Source organism: Mycetocola sp. Y444, assembly GCF_059445295.1.
In genome coordinates this window covers 519,563-540,817 of sequence record NZ_JCAIUB010000001.1, presented here as the reverse complement: position 1 = coordinate 540,817, position 21,255 = coordinate 519,563, and the positions used below count along the sequence as shown (strand labels likewise).

Sequence of the window (21,255 nt, the reverse complement as noted above, 5' to 3'; positions counted from 1 at the left end):
TACACCGGCTGCCCCTACTATTCCTGTATGAGACCGCTCCCGAGTGAACCCGTTTACAGCACAGCCGTCGCAGTGGGCAAAACCATTTTCGGCGGGCTGGGGCTGAAGCGCATCGTCACCGGTGCCGAGAACATCCCGGCGACCGGGGGCGCGATTCTCGCGATCACCCACTTCGGGTACATGGATTTCGCGCTCACCGAGTGGATGGTGTGGGATCGCACCCGGAGGCGCGTCCGCTTCATGGCGAAGAAGGGTGCTTTCGATAAGCCCATGGTCGGGTGGCTGCTGCGGGGCATGAAGCACATCTCGGTCGACATGTCCGCGGGCGCCGAGGCGTACTCCAAGGCAATCGTCGCGCTGAAGGCCGGCGAGATGATCGGCGTGTTTCCCGAGGCCGGTGTCAACACCTCGTTCACCGTGCGCGAGTTGAAGACAGGCACGGTCCGCATGGCCGCCGAGGCCGGGGTGCCCGTCATTCCGATCGCCGTCTGGGGTGGCCATCGCCTTCTCACCAAGGGCAGGAAGCCGACGCTCCGCGAAGCGTTCCGCACCCCGATCAGATATACCGTCGGTAAACCCATCCAGATGGATGCCACGTCCGACGTCCGCGAAAGCACGCTGGCGCTTCGGGTAACCATGCAGGCTCTGCTCGACGAGGCTCAGGCCTCATACCCGGTCGACGGCAAGGGGGCGTGGTGGCAGCCCGCCCACCTGGGCGGAACAGCACCCACCCCGGAAGAGGCCGCGATCGCCGAAGCCGAACGCCAGAAACGCAAGGCAGCCGAAGCCGCGCGGAAGTGATGTCGGCGAGGCGACTGGGGCAGGCGGCACTCTGGGCGCTGGGCGCCCTCGCGCTTGCCGTCGTGATCGGAGCGGTGTGGCTCCACCAGGTGATGGCCGGGGACCGCGATGCGGCGCTCAACGCGTGGCAGAACGAGTCGATCGAGATCACCGACACTGAAACGGGCATCGTCATGGAGCCGACGGCGGCGGCCACATCTACCGGACTGGTCTTCGTGCCTGGCGCGAAGGTCGATCCGTACGCGTACCTCTACAAGCTGTCGGGAATCGTCGAGAACGGCACCACTGTCGTGATCACGAAACCGACCCTCAACCTGGCCTTTGCCGACCTCAGGCCCCTCGACGCATTCACCGCCACTGCCCCCGGGATCGATGAGTGGTTCGTCGGTGGCCACTCCCTCGGCGGGGTCAAGGCGTGCCAGTACGCATCTGACCCGGACGTCGCGGGTCTCGTACTGTTCGGCAGTTACTGTGCGACCGACCTGTCGGGCACGGGCATCCCGGTTCTCAGCTTCGTGGCACAAAACGACGGCCTAAGCACACCGCAGAAAATCGAGGATGCCGCTGGCTTGCTCCCCGCGGACACCGTCACCGTGGTACTCCCCGGTGCGAACCACGCGGACTTCGGCGATTACGGTGTTCAGCCGGGCGACGGAGAGTCAGCTGTCGACGACGCCGACGTCAGGCAGGTCATCACCGATGAGTTCCAGGCCTGGCAGGATGCGCAGGGCCTCTGACGCGCAGGGCCTCCGACGCGCAGGGCCTCTGACGCGCAGTGCCTCTGACAGCCAGCGCGAGAACCGTCAGCGCCGAACGGATGCCAGCCGGCCCGGTCCGAAGAACACCGGCGGCGCCCAATAGTGCACCGGCTCGGGCGTATCGGCATCGATAACCGCGGTGGCGTGCCCGAACTTCCAGAGCCGATTGAACAGGAAGACCGTCACTTCCGTCGGGCCGTCCTCTGACAGCTGCCAGGTCCCCGTTCCCCACTGCGCCGGCTGCCCCCGCCCGTTGAACACCACGGTCGGCTTCGGAAACCAGCCCATCCTGGGCTTGTGGAGCGTGAGTTCAAGTCGTCGGGTCTCGGCCATCCTCCCAGCTAACCACGAATGCCTCGCCGGCGATTCCGGTGCACAAAAAAGGGCCACCGGACGGTGGCCCTTTTGTGTTCAACAACGCGTGATAGCAACCCGGAAGTGGAGATGCGGGGAATTGAACCCCGGTCCACTGCTGTGGTCGTGTGCCTTCTACGGGTGTATCCAGTGAAGACGTTCTACTCGGCTCCGGAATTTGCCACTGGCACCTACTCCGACAAGCCCAGCCTCAGTTTGAGTCCCTCTACGCCCTGAGACGAAACGTAGAAGCAATCTCTCTAAATGGCGCCAGGATCCGGGTAGAGAGCATTCCCGGTCTGACGGACTTCTTTAGTGCGCTCGCTTAGGCAGCGAGGGCGAAGTCAGTGCGCTTTGAATTGGCACTTATTGTTTTCCAGAGATCGTTAACGAGATAACCCTGGATCCTCGACCCGCTTCTCACAGTTGCGCAGGCAGTGTCGAAACCGATCATCCCCATGCGAATCGTGTGCAAGCCCTGCGTGCAGGACGAGCCTCGAAGTGAATCACTATCACGCGCTGTTGAATTATGAAACCGGGTGACCCGGCGCTTGCTGCATCTTCCGATGCAGCTCTCCAGTATACCTCGCGAACGAGCAGGCCGGAAATGATGCTGCCTTGTATTCTCGCAGCATGAGCTCAGAAGCGCACAACACCTCAGGCCCGACAGTGATCGCCGTTCGAGGGGAGGCCTTTGTTGAGGTACCACCGGAACGCGCCAGGGTGAACATCGTGATCGAGGTGGACGGAGCGGACAAAACGGATGTCGAGCGGCGGGCCGCCGACGCAAGAAACGGGTGCATCGACGCCGCGCGGTCTGGCCATGACCCGGCACGTGGACCGATCGCGGACTGGACTGCCGACCAGCTCCAGGTCTGGAGTTCACGGCCGTGGAACGCCGATGGCGTCCAGCTCCCGCTGGTGTTCCATTCGCGAGCCACCGTGTCCGCCACGTTCTCCGACCTCGAGTCCGTCGGCCCCTGGATCGACGATGCAACCCACGACGACGCGGTCGCTCTCGCGGGAATCGACTGGAGCATCACCGACAGCACCCGGCGGGAACTCACGGAGGGATGCCAGCGGGACGCCGTCCAGGACGCTCTGTCAAAGGCATCCGTTTATGCCTCGTCGCTCGGACTCGGGTATGTTCGTCCGATCGAGATCGCGGAACCCGTGGTGCTGGGCGCCCCGGGCGCAGAGTACGGCGCCGTGAGCAGGATGGCGTTTGCGTCTGCCCCGGCGACTCCGACCGGGTTCACACCCGAACCGATCCGTATCGGAGCAGAGGTCAACGCCAGGTTTGAAGCGCGACCGGCGGATTAACCCTGCTCGACGAGAGCGTCGTGCAGCCGGCCGAGTTCACTGAGCGTGAACCCCGCACCGAGCAGATACTGGCGAACCGAGCCGTGCTCGGCCTCGAGCTCATCCAGTACCTCGTCAAGCACCTCTCCCGGGCTTCCGCCCATGAGAACACGGAGCTCCGGCGTCTCCGTGCCGCCGTGCTCAACGATGATCGAGATCATGTTCTCGAGCCACTCACCGCTCAGGTTCTCTTCCGATCGGGCGTAGTCCTCGACCACGAGACGCCGGTCGACGCCGACAGCGACGAGAGCAAGCGCGACGACGACGCCCGTGCGGTCCTTGCCCGCAGTGCAGTGGATGAGAACCGGATGCTCCTCCATCGCCAGTAGCTCGCGGAGGGCCTGGGCTACAACGCCCGAGTGCTGGGTGAGAATCCGACGGTAGAGCGTGGCCAGGCTCACGGCAGCTTCGCCCTGCGAGGCACCGGAGCCCTCGAACAGCGGCAGATGCACCCTGCGGACATCGAGCCCGTCGAGGTCGTCCGGCATGACCCTGACCTCGAAGTCGTCGCGCAGGTCGATGACCACGCCGACACCGAGATCGCGAATGTCCTGTTTGCCGTCGTCACCGAGTCGGTAGAGGCCGTCGGAGCGAAGCAGTCGACCGTATTTCACCCGGCCGTCGAGCGTCGGATACCCGCCGACGTCGCGAAAGTTGTAGGTGCCGTTCACCGTCAACTTCGGCGCAATCGTCACTACTCCCCCAGGTGGTTCTTTGCCGCGATCGCGCGAGCAGCTTCGCGCGTCGCTTCGCGCTCGCGCAGCGTCTGGCGCTTGTCGTATTCCTTCTTACCCTTGGCGATGGCGATTTCGACCTTGGCCTTGCCGTCGCTGAAGTACAGCTTGAGCGGGATGATCGTGTATCCGCCCGGCGCCACCTTGTGGCTGATCTTCAGGATCTGCGCCTTGTGCAGCAGCAGCTTGCGCTTGCGCCGCGGCGGGTGGTTGTTCCAGGTGCCACCGGTGTACTCAGGGATGTGCACGGCGTCGAGCCAGGCTTCTCCGCCCTCGATGAAGGCGTAGCCGTCGACGAGCGACGCGCGCCCCGCACGGAGCGACTTCACCTCGGTACCGGTGAGAACCATTCCGGCTTCAAAGGTGTCTTCGATGATGTAGTCGTGGCGCGCCTTGCGATTGGTGGCCACAACGTTTTGACCACGTTCCCTGGGCACGAGCTACTCCGTTGTTTGGTGTGGCGGATGCTGTCCGCCTGCGTGAAAGCGCCGGGCGCGTTGCCCGGCAGCCCATCAGTCTAACAACACGGTCTGGCCGTGCGCGCTAGATCTTCAGATACCGCTTGATCGCGAAGTTGGCCGAGAGGGCGGCGAGCACCATTCCGACGATAAGCAACAGGGGCACAACAACGATGGCATCAGCGATACCGACGAAGTTGACGAACGGCATCATGGGCGCGAGATAGCCATCGATGAAGAAGTACACGATGGCGATGACCGCTCCCCCGGCCAGCACCGAACCGATCACCGCGGAGAAAACACCCTCGAGAATGAACGGGGTCTGGATGAACCGGTTCGATGCGCCAACGAGGCGCATAATCCCGATCTCCTTGCGGCGGGAGTATGCGGAGAGCCTGATCGTGGTGGCGATGAGCAACACAGCCGCGACGAGCATGAGCGCCGCGATACCGATCGCCGTGTAACTGGCGACGTTGAGCACCCGGAAGATGGCGTCGAGGTACTGGCGCTGGTCGGTCACTTCCTCAACGCCGGGGGTCCCGGAGAACGCTTCGACGAGCACCTCGGACTGCGACGGGTCCTTGAGGTTGACCCAGTAGGTCTCATTGAGTTGCTCGGGCGAGACGAGCTGTGCAAGCTGGTTGCCCTCGAACTGCTTCTGGAAGTTGTCGTAGGCCTGCTGGTGGTCTTCGAAGTAGTTCTTGTCGATGAACGGAGAGAGGGTTTCCGACTCGAGCTGGCCGAGCACCCCCGCCTTCTGGTCGTCGTTCGCCGCGCCTGCCGTGCAGGTCTCGGCCTGCGAATCGGCGGTGCAGAGATAGATGGCGACCTGCGCCCTGTCGTACCAGTAGTTCTTCATCTGGCCGATCTGCATCTGCAGCAGCACGGCGGTTCCCACGAAGGTGAGCGAGATGAAAGTGACGAGGATGACGGAGATCACCATCGAGACGTTGCGGCGGAGGCCGGTTGTTGCCTCCTGCCAGATCAGCGAGAGCCTCATTTGACCGGACCCACGTTCTGCTCGTCGCCCGTCTCCGGGTCGACGGTACCCCGGAGTCCCAGCCGTTCCGCGAGGGAGAGGTGCTCGGTGAGGTCGCTCGTCGTGTCCTGGCGTGGCAGGGCGATGGCGCCTGTCGCGTTCGACGCCGACCCGGCGTCGGCGCTGTCACTGGCCGGCGCGGTACGGGTTGGAGCTGGGCCGGTCGCGCCGGCATCCGGTGTTGAAATCAAAATCTGGTGGGCTTTCGTTTCTGCGTCGGCCTCGGCAGCGGCTTCGCGCACTTCCTGGCGGGCGTTCTTGGCCGACTGTCCCTTGGCTACGGCCGGCCTGAGCTCCGGCACGACCCCTGTCGTGCCGTAGCCGCCCTCACGTTCGTCGCGGACGATGACGCCGTCGACGAGTTCGATCACGCGACGCTGCATCTTGTCGACGATTCCCGCCTCGTGGGTTGCCATCAGCACCGTCGTTCCACCGGCGTTGATGCGCTCGAGAATCTGCATGATGCCGGCACTCGTTGCCGGGTCGAGGTTTCCGGTCGGCTCATCGGCGAGCAGGATCTGCGGCTTGTTGACGACAGCACGCGCGATCGCAACGCGCTGCTGCTCACCACCGGAGAGTTCGTGCGGCAGCCGGTCAGCCTTGGTCTCGAGCCCGACCATCTTGAGCACGTCGGGGACAGCTTCCTGCACGTAACCACGCGACTTTCCGATCACCTGAAGCGTGAACGCGACGTTCTGGAACACGGTCTTGTTCGGCAGCAGGCGGAAGTCCTGGAAGACAACACCGAGGTTGCGCCGGAAGTACGGGATTTTCCGGCTTGAAATCGACCCCAGGTCGTTGCCGAGGACGAAGATCGACCCGGCCGTCGGCTTCTCCTCCTTGAGGATCAGCCTCAGGCAGCTCGACTTACCTGAACCCGATGCGCCGACGAGGAAGACGAATTCCCCCCTCGCGATCTCGAGGTCCATGCTGTCGATTGCCGGACGCTTGGTACCGGAGTATTTCTTCGTAACGTTCTCAAACCGAATCATGACCTCTTGAGCCTAGGCAGCGATCCCGGCATTGTCGGCATGACACGCCTGCCGGGCATGACTCGGACCTGTGGCCGGGTCCGGCTAGCTGTCGACCGGCTGCTTACGCCAGCGGATGCCAGCGGCGATGAAACCGTCGAGGTCACCGTCGAAGACGTTCTGCGGATTGTTGACCTCGAAGTCGGTGCGCAGGTCCTTGACCATCTGGTACGGCGCGAGAACGTACGAGCGCATCTGGTCGCCCCAGCTCGCCGTGATATTGCCGGCGAGTTCCTTCTTCTTCGCGTTCTCCTGTTCGCGCTGCACGAGGAGAAGGCGCGACTTGAGCACCCGCATGGCGGCGGCGCGGTTCTGGATCTGGCTCTTCTCGTTCTGGCAGCTCACGACGATGCCGGTCGGCAGGTGGGTGATGCGCACAGCGGAGTCCGTGGTGTTGACGGACTGGCCGCCGGGGCCGGACGATCGGAACACGTCGACGCGGATGTCGTTGTCGGGGATGTCGACCTCTTCGGTCTCGGCCATCAGCGGAACGACCTCGACGGCGGCGAAGCTGGTCTGGCGCTTGCCCGCAGAGTTGAACGGGCTCATCCGCACGAGCCGGTGTGTTCCCGCTTCGACGCTCAGCGTTCCGAACGCGTACGGAGCGTCGATCTCGAACGTCGCGCTCTTGATTCCCGCTTCTTCGGCGTAGCTCGTGTCGAGCACCGTCGCCTTGTACTTGTGCTGCTCTGCCCAGCGCAGGTACATCCGGAACAGCATGTCGGCGAAGTCGGCGGCGTCGACCCCACCGGCTCCGGCGCGGATGGTCACAACGGCGGGCAACGGGTCGTACTCACCGTTGAGCAGCGTCTGCACCTCGAGGTTGCCGATCTGCTTCTGCAGGTCGGCGAGTTCCGTGCGTGCCTCGGCAGCGGAGTCCTCGTCACCCTCTGCGTTGGCCAGTTCGACGAGCACCTCGAGGTCGTCGAGCTGCTGCTCGATCGCGACGATCCTGGCGAGCTCGGACTGGCGGTGGCTGAGCGCGCTGGTGATCTCCTGCGCCTTCTCGGTGTCGTCCCACAGGTCGGGAACTCCGGCCTGCGCGCTGAGGTCAGCGATTTCGGCGCGCAATCCGTCGAGGTCGACGACCTCACGGATGTCGTTGAAGGTCGCGCGGATGGAGGCGATTTGGGCACTCAGGTCTAGATCTAACATGTCAAGCCCAGCCTACCTTCGGCACGGCATCCGTTCGCGGGCATACACTGAAAAGTGATGACAGAGAAGAAGACCGCCGAGTTCTCGTTCCGCGGTGTCGCTGTCGTCGTCTTCCTCCCCACCTTGCTGTTTTCGATCGGTGAGGGCGCGCTGATTCCGCTGATTCCCGCGGCGGCAACCAATCTGGGCGCGAGCCTCGCGATAGCCGGTGTGATCTCGGGCATGGTGATGATCGGTGAACTCATCGGTGACATCCCGAGTGGCTGGCTCGTTCACAAAATCGGCGAACGCGTTGCCATGATCGGCGCGGCCGCCATCTCGGTGCTCGCTGTCCTCGGAGCTGTCCTCGCGCCGAACGCATGGATCCTTGCGGCATCCATCTTCGTCCTCGGGCTTTCCACCGCGGTGTTCGCCCTTGCCCGACATGCTTTCATGACCAGCTACGTCCCGATCCCGTACCGGGCTCGCGCGCTGTCTACCCTCGGCGGTGTCTTCAGGGCCGGTCTCTTCATCGGTCCCCTTCTCGCTGCACCCGTGATTCACTTCACCGGCGGCACACAGGGCGCGTTCTGGATCATGGTGATCTCGTGCCTCGCTGCCGTCGTGATCCTCATCCTGCTTCCTGACCCCGAGTCGATGTTCGGTCACGCCCGCCGCTCCCCCGCGGTCGACGGGGTCGACGGGGTCGACGAGGCCGTGGCTGATGAGACGGCCGCACCGCAGAATCCTGGCTTGTTCCACACCATCTGGACCTTCCGCGGGGTGCTGCTCCGCATGGGTTCCGGCGCCGCCCTGATCTCCGCGATGCGTGCCGCCCGCACGGTCATTCTTCCGCTGTGGGCAGTGAGCCTCGGCGTGAGCGAGGTGAACACCGCGCTCATCATCGGCATCGCCGGTGCCGTCGATTTCGCCCTGTTCTATGCGAGCGGGCAGATCATGGACCGGTTCGGTCGAATGTTCAGCGCCATTCCCTCGATGACCGGACTCGGCCTGGGGATGCTCGTGCTCGCGTTCACCCACGACGCACCGCACGCCGTGGTGTGGTTCATCGCTGCGGCCGGGCTCCTGTCCGTTGCGAACGGCATCGGCAGCGGCATCCTCATGACGCTCGGCGCTGACCTGGCCCCCGTCGGCCGGCCCGCGCCGTTCCTCGGTGCCTGGCGCTTCACGGGCGACGTCGGCGCGGCCGCCGCGCCGCTCGTGGTCGGTGGACTCACCGCCGCGGTCTCTCTGTCATTCGCGTCCGGCCTGATCGGGGTGGTCGGCATCCTGGGCGCGGTCCGGCTGGCGAGGATCATGCCTCGGTACCTCAAGCCACGCCCTGGACGCCGACTCCCCTGACCTCAGCGGAGCGAGTCGGCCTGGATGCTGCTCACGAGGAAGACCGCGAGCAGGCCGACCACGGCGATCCCCACGAAGAGCGACGCCATCATGGCGAGCCGTGCGCGCCCGGCTTCTCTGCGGAATCGTGCGAGCACGAGGCCGAGAAACAACAGGACGACGAGTGCGATGCCCACTCCGGCGATCATCGCGTTGAGCGCGAGCATCGGTACGAGCACGGCGATGACGACAGCGCTCATGATCGCGCCGGTCACAATCCAGATGGCACCGGTTGAGGTTCGAAGGGCGGGCTGGTTGCGGACCCGCGTCGGGTCGTCCTCCGGCCGGTTACGTGGATCTGTCACTGTGAGTCCGCGTCCCGCCACGTGTCGTTTTCGAGATGCGAACCGGCCTGCGGCCCCATCTGCAGCATGCCGCCGTCGACGACCCAGGACGCGCCGGTCACATAGGCGGATGCCGGTGACGCGAGGAAAGCGATGACCGAAGCCACCTCACGCGCGTCCCCCGGTCTGCCGAGTGGAATGCCGGGACGGGAGGTACCCCGTGGGTCCTCGTCGGTTTGTCCGGTCATCGGTGTCGCGATCTCACCGGGAGCGACAGCGTTTGCCGTAATGCCGTACTGACCCAGCTCGAGTGCAACGGTCTTGATCAGCCCGCCGAGTCCGTGCTTTGCCGCATCGTACGCGGCGGAACCGACACGCGGCTGGTGTTCATGCACGCTCGTCACACCGATGATCCGGCCACCGTTGCCAGCGGCAACCATGCGCCGCGCTGCACGCTGGATGCAGACGAACGCCCCGTCGAGGTCGGCAGCCATGGTGTGCCTCCAGTCTTCGAGCGGCATCTCCAGGAACGGTCCGTTGTCGCCTGTGCCGGCGTTGTTCACGAACACGTCGAGTCCGCCGAGTTTGTCGGCGAGCGCGTCGACGGCGTCGCCGACTCCATCAAGGTCGGTGGTGTCCAACCGGGCCGTGACGGCCTCGCGTCCGAGGCTCCGAACCTCGCGGGCGGTCTCCTCCGCGCCTTCTTCGTCACTGTGCCAGGTGACGCCGACGTCCAACCCGGCTTCGGCGAGCGCAACGGCGGTCGCCCGGCCAATCCCTGAGTCTGCTCCTGTAACAATCGCGAATCGTGGCTCAAAGCCCATGAACTGCTCCTTCGGTCAGGCACGCGAGGCGTGCGTGGTCGACTTCTACGCAACACCGGCCGCGCTCCCCGCTCAACCCCTTGACACGCCTGCGGGGCGACTCGCCGCAGCGGGCAGGTTGCCCGCCGGAGCTCAGGGGGCGCCGGGAAGCGACTCACACGGGACCCCGTCAGCGTTCCCATCGAGGTCTGAGAAGTCGCCGTACCAGGTGTACCAGTACCGATAGAAAGCGTTGGCTGCCTGCCACGTCGCGAAGTCACCGCAATCGGCATCCGCTGGTCGCGTCGGTGCTGTTGGGGGCGGTGTCGGCGCCGTGGGGGGTGGTGTCGGCGCGGGAGGCGGTGAGGATGCCGCAATGCTGTTCCATGCGGGGCTTCCGTTGGTCCGATAAATGACGAGATTTCCGTCGTCCTGCATCACCATCCGTGAACCGGTGTTACCCGGTGTGCCGGAGTTCCAGAGCGGAGCGCCCGAGGGAGAGTAGACGACGGCATTTCCGTCGGTCTGCATCGACATGCGGCTCCCCGGGACACTCGTACCGCTGTTCCAGAGGGCGCGCCCCCCGCTGTATACGACGAAATTGCCATCACCCTGCATGATCGCGTGATTGCCGTTATTCGAGGTAATTCGCTGTCCGGCAGTGAGAGTCTGGTCGCCCTGCAGGGTGTGGGTCGTCGGCGTCGGAGCGGGGGCGGGAGCCGGACGAGCGATCAGTCCGGCGCTATCGGCCTGGCTCCACCACAGTGGAGCGCCGTTAGCGGAGTACAGCACGAGGTTCCCGTCAGACTGCATGACCAACGTCGCCCCGGGGCGTCCGAAGGTCCCCGTGTTCCACACCGGCTGGCCGGTTGGCGTGTAGACGACGAGATTGCCATCGGTTTGCATCGACAGATGGCTGCCTGCACGGAATGTCCGGCTGTTCCAGATCGGAGCGCCTGACGCGTCGTACACGACCGCGTTGCCGTCGCTCTGCATGATGAAGCGGTATCCGTTTTCGGGCGATGTGAGTTCCGCGGTTGCGCCGAGCTCAGATCCCCCCTGCATCCGGTCGGTTGCCGAAGGAGTCGTCGGCGTCGATGTGTCCTGTTTCTCAGGCAGGTCCACAGCGGCGTTCCCACACTCGCCCGTCAGGACCCGCCCTAATGCTGTGTTCTCAGCAGCATCGACGGCCAGGTTCCAGCGATACTTCACGAGGACCTGGTCAGTGGCGTATCGACAGAGATCCGTCGACAGTGGCGGAGACCACTGGGCAGCATCCGAGTCCCCCTTGGATGCGTTGACGTTATCCGTGACGGCGATCAGACTGCCGGGGAAGCTCAGGTCGTTGGCGTAGTCGCGCCGCTGGAGCGCGGTCCATCCAGCGGCGCCGGATTGCCAGGCCTCACTCAGAGCAACTGCGTGGTCAATATCAACATCGCCGGGGTCGGTCCAGGTCGCGCCGTCATACGCGGAGTACCACTCGCCAGCACCAATGTCGCACCCTCCGCCAACGGCAGCTGGCACCCGGGTTTCTGCGATCAGGACCTCCTGGCGCGAATCGCACCCGTTCGCGTCAGCATCGATCCAGTGCTGGAAGTAGTCACGGTTATAGGGTGCCGAAATCTCCGGGGACACTGTCAAGGACGCCAGCACCCCCGCGGCTGTTGATGTAGCCGCCTGTGCGCTTGCCGAAGGGACAAGAAGGGAAATCGCGACACTGGCTATGACAGCGGCGGTGCCGAATTGGGCAGAAGCGAACGATCGCATGGGGCCTCTCGGGATCACGAAGGAAAACAGGGATCAGCATCAGCCCGTCGTGAGTAGCCTCACACAGTCCGTCCGTTCCAGAGCGCCCCATTTCGGGGCCATGCCCTGGTTCGGCGCGCGCGTTCACAAGACTCTCGCACAGTGCTCGAGGACGCCCGGTTGTCCAGTCACGAGGGAGCGGCCGCGCACTAGTCGCGGTTTCGGGAGGAAGGACGTGGGGTCCGGCCCCTATAGGCATCCCGACCCCCGGATCCTCCTCCCGAAACACCGCGCAGGGATCAGCGGAACACGCTCCGCGCCACACTGGTGACGTCGAGACGGATGCCGTCGGGCACGAACGCGGTCAGAACCGGCGGTCGCCAGTACGACGAGAGCGTCACAGTTGCGCTCTTGCCGTCAACGCTCGCGGCCCGCTCCAGCCGCAGCTCCTCGAACCTTCCGTTCGGGTGCTCGTCGAGGAACTCTTCCACCGCGGCCTGGACATCACGGGACGACAGCTCGACGCGTGGCACCCCATCCGCGACTGACACCGTCGCAAGATCGAATGCCTCGGCACCGACGAGGGCGGCGGAGTCCGCCAGGCTGAACAGCCGTTTACGCTCCAGATAGAGCGACGTGGCCGCCGTCACCACAAGGATCAGGATGAGCGCGAGCATCCCGTAGAAGATCACCAGGATCAGTGTTGAGCCCCGCTCATCCTCGCCGATGCGTCGACGGAGCGGGATCATTGCCCGGTCCAGAACCGTGACACCCGCTGGGTCGCGGACGACTCGACGGGAACGCTTGCCGCCGTTGACAGATCGAGCACGTCGGGCACGAGCGGGAGCGGGATCGCCACGCGGACGGTGACCGTCACGGTCGCGTTGCGGGCAGGACAGGCAGGAGCACCGGTGCATTGCACCGCGACGGTGGCGGTGGACGCGTCGACTCCGTAGTCAGACAGGCCGAATTCAACGGCGCGCCCTGCCCGAATCGCGGCCTCTTCCGAGTTCGGTGCCTGCACGTACACCCGGGCTGCCTGTCGGGCGGCACCCTCCACCGCGAGGGTCCCCGCCTGGAGCGCGGCGAGCGCAAGGACGAGGTACACGAGCGGGACCAGAAGAATAAGACCGGCGGTGATGAATTCGAGAGATGCTGTCCCCGTCTCGGCCCCGAGCATCCGGCACCAGCGCCTACGGGGATTCGTCAAGGGTTTCCACGGCAGCATGCGCGGTCACCTCCAACCCGCTGCCCAGACCGAGCAGACCAATCACCGGCAGTGTCGTCACCACGCGCACCTCGGCGCTCGGGTGACCACGGTAGGTGCCATAGCTCGCGGTCACGTCACCCGCATAATCCGGACCGACCGCCGCCGCGATCAGTTGCCGTGTTCTTTGGACCCCCTCGGCGAGGCCATTGTCGGCGAGCGCCGCGAATCGCGCCCCCTCGGCCGCGGCATCGGTAACCGTGTTGCGGACGTGCAGCGCGAGGCCGAGTTGCATCACCGAAACGGTCAGCAGCGTCAACAGAACCGTGACCAGTGTGAACTCAACGACGGCGGAACCCTCGTCGCTTCGCCAGTCAGGCCCCCTGGTCACGTCACAGCCCGGAGACCTTGCTGATCGCCTGCTCGAAGATCTGGCTCAGGGCAGGCCCGGCGAGTCCCCAGATGACGATCACGAGGCCGGCCGTCATCAGGGTGATCAAGACCCAGCCGGGCACGTCACCCTGGTCATCGGCGAGTTGGCCTGTGGCTGACTGGCGAAGGCGTCGCAGTGTTTTCATGAGGATCCTCCTTCTTGTGTTCGTGCAGTGCGTGTTCGTGTTCTCGACTTAGAAACCGGCCTGAAGGACGAAGATTCCGGGGAAAATCGCGAAGAGAATCGAGAGCGGGAGGATGAGAAAAACCAGAGGCACAAGCATGGCCACCTCTTTCTTCCCCGCGACCTCGAGCAATTCCCTCTTCGCCTCGTCTCGTGCGTCCTGCGCCTGGGCGCGGAGCACCTCCGCGAGAGGCGATCCCCGTTCGAGCGCAGCGACGAGTTGCTCAACGCAGCGCGTGAGCGCGGGGAGATCGGTGCGACGAGCGACCTCTGTCAGAGCGGATGCCAGCGGTATCCCCGTGTTGACCGCTGTGACCACCGCTCGAAACTCCTGGCTTAGTTCGCCCGATCCGATGGCGCTCATCCGCCGCAGTGCGTCGAGAATCCCCTCCCCCGCCGACAGGCTCAAACTGAGAAACTCGAGAACCGTCGGCAACTCTGCTGCGATACGGCTCGCCCGGGCGGTCGCCTGCCGGGTGAGGGTCGCGTCACGGAGAACAAGCCCGGAGATGCCGCAGACGATCGGGAGTGCGACGACGACGGGAAAAGGCAAAAGGTGGCTGCCGCTCCCGATGCCAGCGAAGACGACACCAACACCGGTGCCGGCCAGACCCCACAGCACCTGCTCCATCCGAAACCGCTGCACCTGCCTGTCGGAGCCTGCACGATCGAGGTTGCGTTGCACGGCGACGTTGCCTCCAAGCACCGCGGCAAGGATCGCGGTAAGGCGGCGCAGGACGGGACTGAGCAACCTGCCGACGATGGGCAGCGGGTCCGTGAACCGCTTCTCGCTGTACTGCCGCGCGCCCTCGGACACGTCGACGAGGTACGGAGCCACCCGGTCTGCCAGCGTTGGACCCCCAAACCTCGGCAGCATCGCAACGACCGACCACAGCCCGAGCCCGAGGGTCACACCGAAGACAAGTCCCCACGCCGCGGACGCACTCACGTGAACCACCGCTTCTCCTGCGGCAGCCGCCCGAGCGCGAGCATCACCCTGTATGCGACAACTGACACCGCCGCGCCGACCACGATGAGCACCGATCCGCCCGGTGAGTTATATGCGAGCGATGCCTCTGGCCTGGTGGACAGCAAAAGCAGGATCAACCACGGCGCAGCGACACCGAGTTTGGCGGCGCTCTTGATCCAGGACTGTCGTGCTTCTACCTCCGAGCGGATGGCGTTGTCAGTCCGAAGATAAGCGGACAGGCTCCGCAGCACCGTGGTGAGGTCGGCGCCACCGACCTCGCGAGCCATGCGCAATGTCTCGATGATGCGATCCGGAACCGGATCTGCCAGGGCATCCTTCAGCCGGTCGAGGCTGCCGCCGAATGATCCTGTGCTGCGGTAGTCCCGCTCAAACGACACGAAATCTCCGCGCAGGGCCTCTGGCCCCGTGTGAGCGAGGGATGCGACGGCGTCGGGCAGCGCGAGTCCAGACCTGACCGAACCGATCAGGTGGTCGACGACATCCGGCCAGAGTGCACGGTGCGCCAGTCGGTTCGTGCGTGCCCGCCACCGAACCAGCAGCACAGGAACCGCTCCTCCGAGGACTGCGGCGCTCACGGCGAGGGCGATGACTCCGGTGAGGGCAGAAGCGACAGCGGCGAAGAGAACACTGGTGAGGGCGGACAGCGTCAGGAATACGCCGATGGGAACCGAGCCAAACCCGGCCGCCGACAGTGCGGTCCGCAACCTGCCTGTCCGCCGCGGTCGGTGTTCGGAGCGCGCTGTTCCCCGCGGAAAGAGCCAGGGTGATGCGGTCAGCACCACGCCCGCGGCAAGGAGGCAACCCAGCAGCAGCGTCACACGAACCCCCTCCGCAGGATGGGCAGAGGATCGATGCCGGCCGCCTCAAATTTTCCGGTTCTGGTCGGGTAACTCCCGGTCGGCTCGAGAAGCCCGTCGCGCACCGTGAACAACCGGCTTGTCTCGATCACCGGACCGGTGACGACCCCGGTGACCGTGAGGATCTCCCTCACCCGCCGGAGCCCACTGCGATCAATCTCGAGGTGCACCACCACATCGATGCAGGACGCCACCGTCGGCAGGACAAACGACGAATCGATGTTCCGCCCCGCGAGGAGCGGAAGCGTGGACAGCTTCACGAGCGCGTCGCGTCCCGAATTAGCGTGAATCGAGCACATCCCGGGCAAACCGCTGTTGAGCGCGATGAGCAGGTCAAGACTCTCCGCTTCACGCACCTCACCGACGATGAGCCGGTCGGGCCGCATCCTCAGCGCCTCCTTGATGAGCCTCCGCAGAGTGATCTCGCCCGAGCCCTCGAGGTTCGACTGCCGGCACTGCATCGCAACCACATCCTGTGCGGACAGATCGAGTTCGAAAGTTTCCTCGACCGTGACAATCCGCTCGCGTGCCGGCGCGGTGCCGAGCAGAGCGCCGAGAAGTGTCGTCTTCCCCGCCTGGGTCGCCCCAGACACCAGGATGTTCTGGCCCGCAAGCACCGACGCCCGCAGGAACTCAGCCGCTTGCGCGCTCAGCGACCCAAGCGCAACGAGCTGCCCCAGATCGCGAACGCTGCGGCGGAACTTCCGGATGTTGACGGACATGTGTCTCCGCGTCACGTCGGGGATCACCACGTGCAGGCGGGAACCGTCCGGGAGTGACGCATCAACGAAAGGGGAACTGAGGTCGACTCGCCGACCCGTGGATTGCAGCATCCGTTCCACAAGGTCCCGCACCCCCGCCTCGGTGAGGACGGTATTCGTCAGTTCGGAAACGCCATCGCGCGCGACAAAGATCCGGGTCGGTGAATTGATCCAGATCTCCTCGACGCCCGGGTCGTCGAGATACTCCTGCAGCGGCCCGAAGCCGGTGAGCGACGCGACCACCTGGCGTTCGGTCGCAGCTTCATCGGCGATGAGCGGAAGTGTCCCGCCCAGCGCTCTTTCGCTGTATCGGCGCACCTCGTCGCGAACGTAACTCTGGGCCAAACCGGTTGACGTCGAGAGGTCTGCACCGTCGCGACGCACGCGCTCGCGAACGCGGTCCGTGATGATCTGCGCCGGCGACGACATGGAGGAATTCTGCACGAAAGCCGGAAAACCCTGCTGGAGTTATCCACAGGCCCCTTTTCGCTCACGAGGTCGCATCATCCGCGACTGCGACGAATCCGGTTCACGAGCGCCCGCTTCCCCCTAGACTTGACGGGCCCGCGGGAGTGGTGAAATTGGCAGACACGCAGGATTTAGGTTCCTGTGCTTTCGAGCGTGTGGGTTCAAGTCCCACCTTCCGCACGGAAACACGTGGCGTAAGCCACTGACCATCGACGAGCACGACCTACGGAGTAGTAGCCGCCATGATTTCGACAGGACTCATTCCCTGGCTTGACCCCGAGAGCATCATCAGCGCGGCCGGGCCATGGGCCCTCGTCGTTGTGTGCTTCATCGTCTTCGCCGAGACTGGCCTTCTCATCGGCTTCCTCCTTCCCGGCGATACCCTGCTCGTCATCACCGGGCTGCTTACCTTCCACGGCATGCACTCCGCCACGACGCAGGGACTCGAGCTCGACATCTGGTGGGTGGCGCTCGCCATCGGCTTCGCGGCGTTCCTCGGCGGTGAAGTCGGATACCTGATCGGCCATAAGGCGGGTCCCCGGATCTTCGAGCGCAAGGAATCAGGCCTCTTCAGTGTGAAGAACGTCCAGCGCACCAACGCGTTCTTCACCCGGTTCGGTGGACTCGCGGTGATCCTCGCTCGTTTCGTCCCGATCATTCGCACCTTTGCCCCTGTCGCTGCCGGCGTCGGCCACATGGACTACAAGAAGTACTCGTTCTACAACTTCGTTGGCGCCATCATCTGGGGCGTCGGACTCACTTACTTCGGTTACCTTCTTGGCTACATCCCGCCGGTCGCCACCTTCGTCCAGGAATACATCGACGTCATCCTGATCGGCGCCGTCGTGATCACCCTGATCCCGACGGTCTGGCACTACGTGCAGTCGAGCCGCAAGGCGAAGCGTGAAATGGCCGCGGGACCCGATGGCCTCACCGACGCTGAGGAAGCCGCCCGGCTCGTGCTTGACCCGGAGACCTTCAACAAGAAGCCCGATCTCCCCTAGGGGTGCTGCGGATGCTCGTGGCCGGCGTGTTTCGCCGGCTCGAGCTGGAAGGTGGAGTGCTCAACGTCGAAGTGGCCGCTCAGGCACTCCGACAACGTGTCGAGCATCTCTCCGGTTCTCCCCTCGCTGAACACGTCAGAATCGACGACGACGTGGGCCGTGAATACTGGTTCGCCCGAGGTGATCGACCAGACGTGGACGTCGTGCACATCGACCACGCCTGGCGCGCCCCTGATGTGGTCGCGGATCTGCTGCACGTCGGTGTCTGATGGAGTCGATTCGTTGAGCACCCGCCACACGTCCCGGAGAAGGACCCACGCGCGGGGAAGGATGCCAGCGGCAATCAGCAGCGACGCAATGGCATCCACCTGCACCAGCCCGGTGAACAGGATGATGATTCCGGCGATAAGAACACCAACCGACCCGAGCAGGTCGCCGAACACCTCGAGATACGCACCCCGCATGTTGAGGGATTCCTTCGCGCCGCTGCGAAGAACCATCATCGATATCGCGTTCGCGACGAGACCAATGGCAGCGACGACGAGCATGGGCACGGCGAGGATCTCGATCCCGCTCGGGTCGATCAGGCGCTGGATGCCCTGGAAACCGATTCCGACGGCGACCACGACGAGCAGTAGTCCGTTGAGCAGCGCGCCAAGAACCTCGGTGCGGCGGTAGCCATAGGTGTGCCGCTCGCTGGCCGGCCGGGCAGCGATGCTGAGAGCGATGAGCGCGATGAGAAGCCCGGTGAGGTCGCTCAGCATGTGTCCCGCGTCGGCGAGCAGGGCAAGCGATCCGGTCAGGATGCCGCCGATGACCTCCGCGACAAGCACGACAGTGACGATCGCGATGACGATGAGCAACCGAGAGCGATGGACATCGCGTGGGGCGTGGTCATGGGCCATACCTCAACGCTAAGCCGCGCGCGATCCATCCGCCATACCGCCGCGCTTGATGCTAACGATGGCCATTCTCATTGCGGTGCGTCCCGGTCGACCAGTCACTGCCCCCGCCCGCTCTCGCCCCGTCGATTCAGGCTGCAGCGATTCAGGTTTCGGGACTCAGGCGGATGCAACGGATTGCAGGGTGGGGATGAGATCGGCGAAGGCCCTCGCCCGATGGCTGATTTCGTTCTTCGTCTCTGGCGGGAGCTCGGCTGACGACACGTCGTAGCCCGCGGGGATGAAGATCGGATCGTAGCCGAACCCGTTTTCGCCACTGGCCTCGGTTGCCAGCGTCCCGGGCCATACTCCGACCGACACGTGCTCGAACCCGGCGCGGTCCTGATTCTCTGGAACGACGAGCGCGATGTGGCAGTGGAACTCGGCCCCGCGGTGCTCAGGAGCGATGTCTGACAGTTGCGCGAGCAACAGGTTCAGGTTGTCTTTGTCGTCGTGCCCCGGCCCGGACCACCGTGCCGAGAAGATCCCGGGCGCGCCGCCGAGAACGTCGACGGAGATGCCGCTGTCGTCGGCCATGGCGATGCGGCCGGTGTGCGCCGCCGCGGTGCGTGCCTTGATCAGTGCGTTCTCGCTGAAGGTCACGCCGTCCTCGACGGGTTCAGGGCCGTCGTAGGCGAGAACGGTGATCTCGGGCATCGCCGCGCTCAGGATCCGCTGGAACTCCTCGACCTTGTGCTGGTTGTGAGTTGCCAGCACGACCTCGATCGTCACTCGGCGCTCCGAGCGAGGGACTGCACCTGAAGAGCGGTGAGATCCGCAGCGCCTCCGACGGCCAGGTCCAGCAGAGCGTCAAGCTCCCGGCGATCGAACGGTGCGCCCTCCGCGGTGCCCTGAACCTCGACAAACAGACCGCGTCCGGTCACAACAACGTTCATGTCGGTTTCGGCACGCACGTCCTCAACATATGCGAGATCGAGCATCGGTTCCCCGTCGATGATGCCGACCGACACCGCGGCGACACTGTCGATGAGTGGAGTCGCCTTCTGTCCGATGAACTTCTTCTCACGAGCCCACTCGATCGCGTCGGCGAGAGCGACATACGCGCCGGTGATGGCTGCCGTGCGTGTACCGCCGTCGGCCTGAAGCACATCGCAGTCGATGACTATGGTGTTCTCGCCGAGGGCCTTCGTGTCGATGACCGCGCGAAGGCTCCGCCCGATGAGGCGGGAGATTTCGTGGGTCCGGCCACCGATCCTGCCCTTGACCGATTCCCTGTCCATACGGCTGTTCGTCGACCGGGGAAGCATCGAGTACTCAGCGGTCACCCATCCCTTACCCTTGCCTGCGAGCCAGCGGGGTACGCCGTTGGTGAAGGATGCCGTGCAAAGAACCTTCGTCTTTCCGAACGAGATGAGCGCGCTGCCCTCGGCCTGGTCACTCCAGCCGCGCTCAATTGTCACCTCCCGCAACTGGGTGTTGGTGCGGCCGTCTTTGCGGATGGTGTCTGTCACGGGTACTCCTGAGAAAAGCGCCGACGATCGGCGGATGGGGGAAGACTGGCTAAGAACCGAATGCCCTGAGCGCTGCGAGATCGATGACACCGGTCTGGACCAGGTCGACGTGGGAGATCTCCCGACCGATCAGACGATGCGCGAGCTCGAGGAACTCGGCCTCGCTCGGCCCGGTGGCTTCGTAGTGGTGCGCTGGCGGCCGAGGACTCGTGCGTTCGAGGTCACCGGAGACCAGCACACGGTACACATCGTTTGCGGTCTCGGTATCGCTTGAGACGAGCGTCACGCCCGGGCCCATGACGTAGGAAATGGCGCCCTTGAGGAACGGATAGTGGGTACATCCGAGGACGACGGTGTCGACGTCCGCCGAGACGAGCGGACGGAGGTATTCCTGTGCTGTCGCGAGCACCTCGGGACCCGTCGTGATCCCGGCTTCAACGAATTCAACAAACCGCGGGCACGCTGCCGTGAACAGTTGCAGTTCGGGCGCCGCCGCGAACGCATCTTCATACGCCCGAGAGTTGATGGTTCCCTCGGTACCGATCACGCCGACACGCCCATTCCTGGTGCTCGCCACTGCGCGACGGACAGCCGGCTGGATGACTTCGATCACGGGGACGGAATATCGCTCCCGAGCGTCTCTCAGCATGGCTGCCGACGCCGTATTGCAGGCAATGACGATCATCTTGACGCCCTGTGCCACGAGGTCGTCCAGTACCTCGAGCGAGAACCGCCTGACGTCGGCGATGGGCTTCGGGCCGTATGGCGAGTGCGCGGTATCGCCGACGTAGAGGATTTCTTCGTTGGGCAGCTGGTCCTGGATCGCACGAGCGACTGTCAGCCCGCCGACTCCGGAGTCGAAGATTCCGATTGGCGCATCATTCACGGGTTCCAGCCTACCCGCTCCATACGGCCGTAATCCGGCAGGCGCAAGCGGGCACCGGATGCCGGACGCCATCGATAGGCTGGCGGGGTGAGCCACTCGACGTCATCGGAAACCTCAACAGCCCTCTTCACCGACCGTTACGAACTG

At 64.6% G+C, this 21,255-nt stretch carries 25 protein-coding genes, 1 tRNA gene and 1 other RNA gene; 6 read left to right on the top strand and 21 right to left on the bottom strand.

Features of this window, described 5'->3' with window-relative positions:
• The first annotated feature begins 27 nt into the window (after positions 1–27).
• Both AC1C2M_RS02565 and AC1C2M_RS02560 read left to right on the top strand, forming a co-directional pair.
• Positions 28–801, top strand: coding sequence for a lysophospholipid acyltransferase family protein (locus tag AC1C2M_RS02565; protein ID WP_483404514.1), 774 nt, complete (start codon positions 28–30; stop codon positions 799–801).
• Positions 801–1,538 carry an alpha/beta hydrolase gene (locus AC1C2M_RS02560; RefSeq protein WP_495435139.1) on the top strand — a complete coding sequence of 246 codons (738 nt, stop codon included), beginning with the start codon at positions 801–803 and terminating at the stop codon, positions 1,536–1,538. Before AC1C2M_RS02565 ends, AC1C2M_RS02560 begins: the two co-directional genes overlap by 1 nt.
• A 66-nt stretch (positions 1,539–1,604) precedes the next feature.
• Here AC1C2M_RS02560 and AC1C2M_RS02555 read toward each other — a convergent pair whose 3' ends face one another.
• Together AC1C2M_RS02555 and ssrA are read right to left on the bottom strand one after the other, a co-directional pair.
• Complete coding sequence (locus AC1C2M_RS02555) at positions 1,605–1,892, bottom strand: hypothetical protein (protein ID WP_483404516.1); 288 nt, start codon at positions 1,890–1,892, stop codon at positions 1,605–1,607.
• Positions 1,893–1,995: 103 nt separating this feature from the next.
• Positions 1,996–2,371: a transfer-messenger RNA gene (gene ssrA, locus AC1C2M_RS02550) on the bottom strand.
• A 175-nt stretch (positions 2,372–2,546) separates the two neighbouring features.
• Between ssrA and AC1C2M_RS02545 the strand changes: the two genes are divergently transcribed.
• The gene (locus AC1C2M_RS02545; RefSeq protein WP_495435138.1) at positions 2,547–3,236 is read left to right on the top strand and encodes an SIMPL domain-containing protein; all 690 of its coding nucleotides are present in this window, start codon (positions 2,547–2,549) and stop codon (positions 3,234–3,236) included.
• Here AC1C2M_RS02545 and AC1C2M_RS02540 read toward each other — a convergent pair.
• The 5 genes from AC1C2M_RS02540 to prfB form a co-directional block, all read right to left on the bottom strand.
• Positions 3,233–3,970, bottom strand: coding sequence for a tyrosine-protein phosphatase (locus AC1C2M_RS02540; RefSeq protein WP_495435137.1), 738 nt, complete (start codon positions 3,968–3,970; stop codon positions 3,233–3,235). The two genes, AC1C2M_RS02545 and AC1C2M_RS02540, sit on opposite strands and share 4 nt — an antisense overlap.
• Positions 3,970–4,446: an SsrA-binding protein SmpB gene (gene smpB / locus AC1C2M_RS02535; protein ID WP_483404519.1), complete on the bottom strand. Its 477-nt coding sequence runs from the start codon at positions 4,444–4,446 to the stop codon at positions 3,970–3,972. Before smpB ends, AC1C2M_RS02540 begins: the two co-directional genes overlap by 1 nt.
• A 106-nt stretch (positions 4,447–4,552) precedes the next feature.
• The gene (gene ftsX / locus AC1C2M_RS02530) at positions 4,553–5,467 is read right to left on the bottom strand and encodes a permease-like cell division protein FtsX (RefSeq protein WP_483404520.1); all 915 of its coding nucleotides are present in this window, start codon (positions 5,465–5,467) and stop codon (positions 4,553–4,555) included.
• Complete coding sequence (gene ftsE, locus AC1C2M_RS02525) at positions 5,464–6,498, bottom strand: cell division ATP-binding protein FtsE (RefSeq protein WP_483404521.1); 1,035 nt, start codon at positions 6,496–6,498, stop codon at positions 5,464–5,466. Before ftsE ends, ftsX begins: the two co-directional genes overlap by 4 nt.
• 84 nt (positions 6,499–6,582) lie before the next feature.
• Positions 6,583–7,692: a peptide chain release factor 2 gene (prfB, locus tag AC1C2M_RS02520; RefSeq protein ID WP_495435136.1), complete on the bottom strand. Its 1,110-nt coding sequence runs from the start codon at positions 7,690–7,692 to the stop codon at positions 6,583–6,585.
• A 57-nt stretch (positions 7,693–7,749) separates the two neighbouring features.
• On the opposite strand from prfB, the gene AC1C2M_RS02515 reads away from it, so the two are divergent.
• Positions 7,750–9,033, top strand: coding sequence for an MFS transporter (locus tag AC1C2M_RS02515; protein ID WP_495435135.1), 1,284 nt, complete (start codon positions 7,750–7,752; stop codon positions 9,031–9,033).
• A 2-nt stretch (positions 9,034–9,035) separates the two neighbouring features.
• Here AC1C2M_RS02515 and AC1C2M_RS02510 read toward each other — a convergent pair whose 3' ends face one another.
• From AC1C2M_RS02510 to AC1C2M_RS02465, 10 genes are all read right to left on the bottom strand, one after another.
• Positions 9,036–9,377, bottom strand: a complete 342-nt coding sequence (locus AC1C2M_RS02510; RefSeq protein WP_495435134.1) for a hypothetical protein — start codon at positions 9,375–9,377, stop codon at positions 9,036–9,038.
• Positions 9,374–10,180, bottom strand: a complete 807-nt coding sequence (locus AC1C2M_RS02505; RefSeq protein WP_495435133.1) for an SDR family oxidoreductase — start codon at positions 10,178–10,180, stop codon at positions 9,374–9,376. Before AC1C2M_RS02505 ends, AC1C2M_RS02510 begins: the two co-directional genes overlap by 4 nt.
• 132 nt (positions 10,181–10,312) lie before the next feature.
• Positions 10,313–11,794 (bottom strand): GmrSD restriction endonuclease domain-containing protein, encoded by a 1,482-nt coding sequence (locus AC1C2M_RS02500; protein WP_495435683.1) that lies wholly within the window; start codon positions 11,792–11,794, stop codon positions 10,313–10,315.
• A gap of 410 nt (positions 11,795–12,204) precedes the next feature.
• Entirely contained in the window at positions 12,205–12,654 is a 450-nt protein-coding gene (locus AC1C2M_RS02495; protein ID WP_495435132.1) for a Tad domain-containing protein, read from the bottom strand.
• The gene (locus AC1C2M_RS02490) at positions 12,651–13,115 is read right to left on the bottom strand and encodes a hypothetical protein (RefSeq protein ID WP_495435131.1); all 465 of its coding nucleotides are present in this window, start codon (positions 13,113–13,115) and stop codon (positions 12,651–12,653) included. Before AC1C2M_RS02490 ends, AC1C2M_RS02495 begins: the two co-directional genes overlap by 4 nt.
• On the bottom strand, positions 13,099–13,503 hold the full coding sequence (locus tag AC1C2M_RS02485) for a TadE/TadG family type IV pilus assembly protein (RefSeq protein WP_495434215.1): 405 nt from the start codon (positions 13,501–13,503) through the stop codon (positions 13,099–13,101). The genes AC1C2M_RS02490 and AC1C2M_RS02485 overlap by 17 nt, the downstream gene beginning before the upstream one ends.
• 1 nt (position 13,504) lies before the next feature.
• Complete coding sequence (locus AC1C2M_RS02480) at positions 13,505–13,690, bottom strand: hypothetical protein (protein WP_483404529.1); 186 nt, start codon at positions 13,688–13,690, stop codon at positions 13,505–13,507.
• 48 nt (positions 13,691–13,738) lie between these two features.
• Positions 13,739–14,686, bottom strand: a complete 948-nt coding sequence (locus tag AC1C2M_RS02475; RefSeq protein WP_495435130.1) for a type II secretion system F family protein — start codon at positions 14,684–14,686, stop codon at positions 13,739–13,741.
• A complete protein-coding gene (locus tag AC1C2M_RS02470; protein ID WP_495435129.1) occupies positions 14,674–15,537 on the bottom strand; it encodes a type II secretion system F family protein in 864 nt (287 codons plus the stop codon). Before AC1C2M_RS02470 ends, AC1C2M_RS02475 begins: the two co-directional genes overlap by 13 nt.
• The gene (locus AC1C2M_RS02465; protein WP_495435128.1) at positions 15,534–16,766 is read right to left on the bottom strand and encodes a TadA family conjugal transfer-associated ATPase; all 1,233 of its coding nucleotides are present in this window, start codon (positions 16,764–16,766) and stop codon (positions 15,534–15,536) included. Before AC1C2M_RS02465 ends, AC1C2M_RS02470 begins: the two co-directional genes overlap by 4 nt.
• Before the next feature lie 137 nt (positions 16,767–16,903).
• Between AC1C2M_RS02465 and AC1C2M_RS02460 the strand changes: the two genes are divergently transcribed.
• A tRNA-Leu gene (locus AC1C2M_RS02460) sits at positions 16,904–16,985 on the top strand.
• 62 nt (positions 16,986–17,047) lie between these two features.
• Entirely contained in the window at positions 17,048–17,809 is a 762-nt protein-coding gene (locus AC1C2M_RS02455; protein ID WP_483404533.1) for a DedA family protein, read from the top strand.
• On the opposite strand, the gene AC1C2M_RS02450 is transcribed toward AC1C2M_RS02455, so the two are convergent.
• From AC1C2M_RS02450 to murI, 4 genes are all read right to left on the bottom strand, one after another.
• On the bottom strand, positions 17,806–18,714 hold the full coding sequence (locus tag AC1C2M_RS02450) for a cation diffusion facilitator family transporter (protein ID WP_495434485.1): 909 nt from the start codon (positions 18,712–18,714) through the stop codon (positions 17,806–17,808). The genes AC1C2M_RS02455 and AC1C2M_RS02450 overlap by 4 nt on opposite strands.
• A 156-nt stretch (positions 18,715–18,870) precedes the next feature.
• On the bottom strand, positions 18,871–19,482 hold the full coding sequence (rdgB, locus tag AC1C2M_RS02445) for an RdgB/HAM1 family non-canonical purine NTP pyrophosphatase (protein ID WP_483404535.1): 612 nt from the start codon (positions 19,480–19,482) through the stop codon (positions 18,871–18,873).
• Positions 19,479–20,222, bottom strand: coding sequence for a ribonuclease PH (rph, locus tag AC1C2M_RS02440; protein ID WP_483404536.1), 744 nt, complete (start codon positions 20,220–20,222; stop codon positions 19,479–19,481). Before rph ends, rdgB begins: the two co-directional genes overlap by 4 nt.
• A 49-nt stretch (positions 20,223–20,271) precedes the next feature.
• Complete coding sequence (gene murI / locus AC1C2M_RS02435; RefSeq protein ID WP_495434484.1) at positions 20,272–21,108, bottom strand: glutamate racemase; 837 nt, start codon at positions 21,106–21,108, stop codon at positions 20,272–20,274.
• Between the last annotated feature and the right edge of the window lie 147 nt (positions 21,109–21,255).

Bases quoted from the DNA above. Each gene is read 5' to 3' on its own strand.
- AC1C2M_RS02565 (WP_483404514.1), top strand. From the start codon at position 28: ATGAGACCGCTCCCGAGTGAACCCGTTTACAGCACAGCCGTCGCAGTG.
- AC1C2M_RS02560 (WP_495435139.1), top strand. From the start codon at position 801: ATGTCGGCGAGGCGACTGGGGCAGGCGGCACTCTGGGCGCTGGGCGCC.
- AC1C2M_RS02555 (WP_483404516.1), bottom strand. From the start codon at position 1,892: ATGGCCGAGACCCGACGACTTGAACTCACGCTCCACAAGCCCAGGATG.
- AC1C2M_RS02545 (WP_495435138.1), top strand. From the start codon at position 2,547: ATGAGCTCAGAAGCGCACAACACCTCAGGCCCGACAGTGATCGCCGTT.
- ftsX (WP_483404520.1), bottom strand. From the start codon at position 5,467: ATGAGGCTCTCGCTGATCTGGCAGGAGGCAACAACCGGCCTCCGCCGC.
- ftsE (WP_483404521.1), bottom strand. From the start codon at position 6,498: ATGATTCGGTTTGAGAACGTTACGAAGAAATACTCCGGTACCAAGCGT.
- prfB (WP_495435136.1), bottom strand. From the start codon at position 7,692: ATGTTAGATCTAGACCTGAGTGCCCAAATCGCCTCCATCCGCGCGACC.
- AC1C2M_RS02515 (WP_495435135.1), top strand. From the start codon at position 7,750: ATGACAGAGAAGAAGACCGCCGAGTTCTCGTTCCGCGGTGTCGCTGTC.
- AC1C2M_RS02505 (WP_495435133.1), bottom strand. From the start codon at position 10,180: ATGGGCTTTGAGCCACGATTCGCGATTGTTACAGGAGCAGACTCAGGG.
- AC1C2M_RS02495 (WP_495435132.1), bottom strand. From the start codon at position 12,654: ATGATCCCGCTCCGTCGACGCATCGGCGAGGATGAGCGGGGCTCAACA.
- AC1C2M_RS02480 (WP_483404529.1), bottom strand. From the start codon at position 13,690: ATGAAAACACTGCGACGCCTTCGCCAGTCAGCCACAGGCCAACTCGCC.
- AC1C2M_RS02465 (WP_495435128.1), bottom strand. From the start codon at position 16,766: ATGTCGTCGCCGGCGCAGATCATCACGGACCGCGTTCGCGAGCGCGTG.
- AC1C2M_RS02455 (WP_483404533.1), top strand. From the start codon at position 17,048: ATGATTTCGACAGGACTCATTCCCTGGCTTGACCCCGAGAGCATCATC.
- AC1C2M_RS02450 (WP_495434485.1), bottom strand. From the start codon at position 18,714: ATGGCCCATGACCACGCCCCACGCGATGTCCATCGCTCTCGGTTGCTC.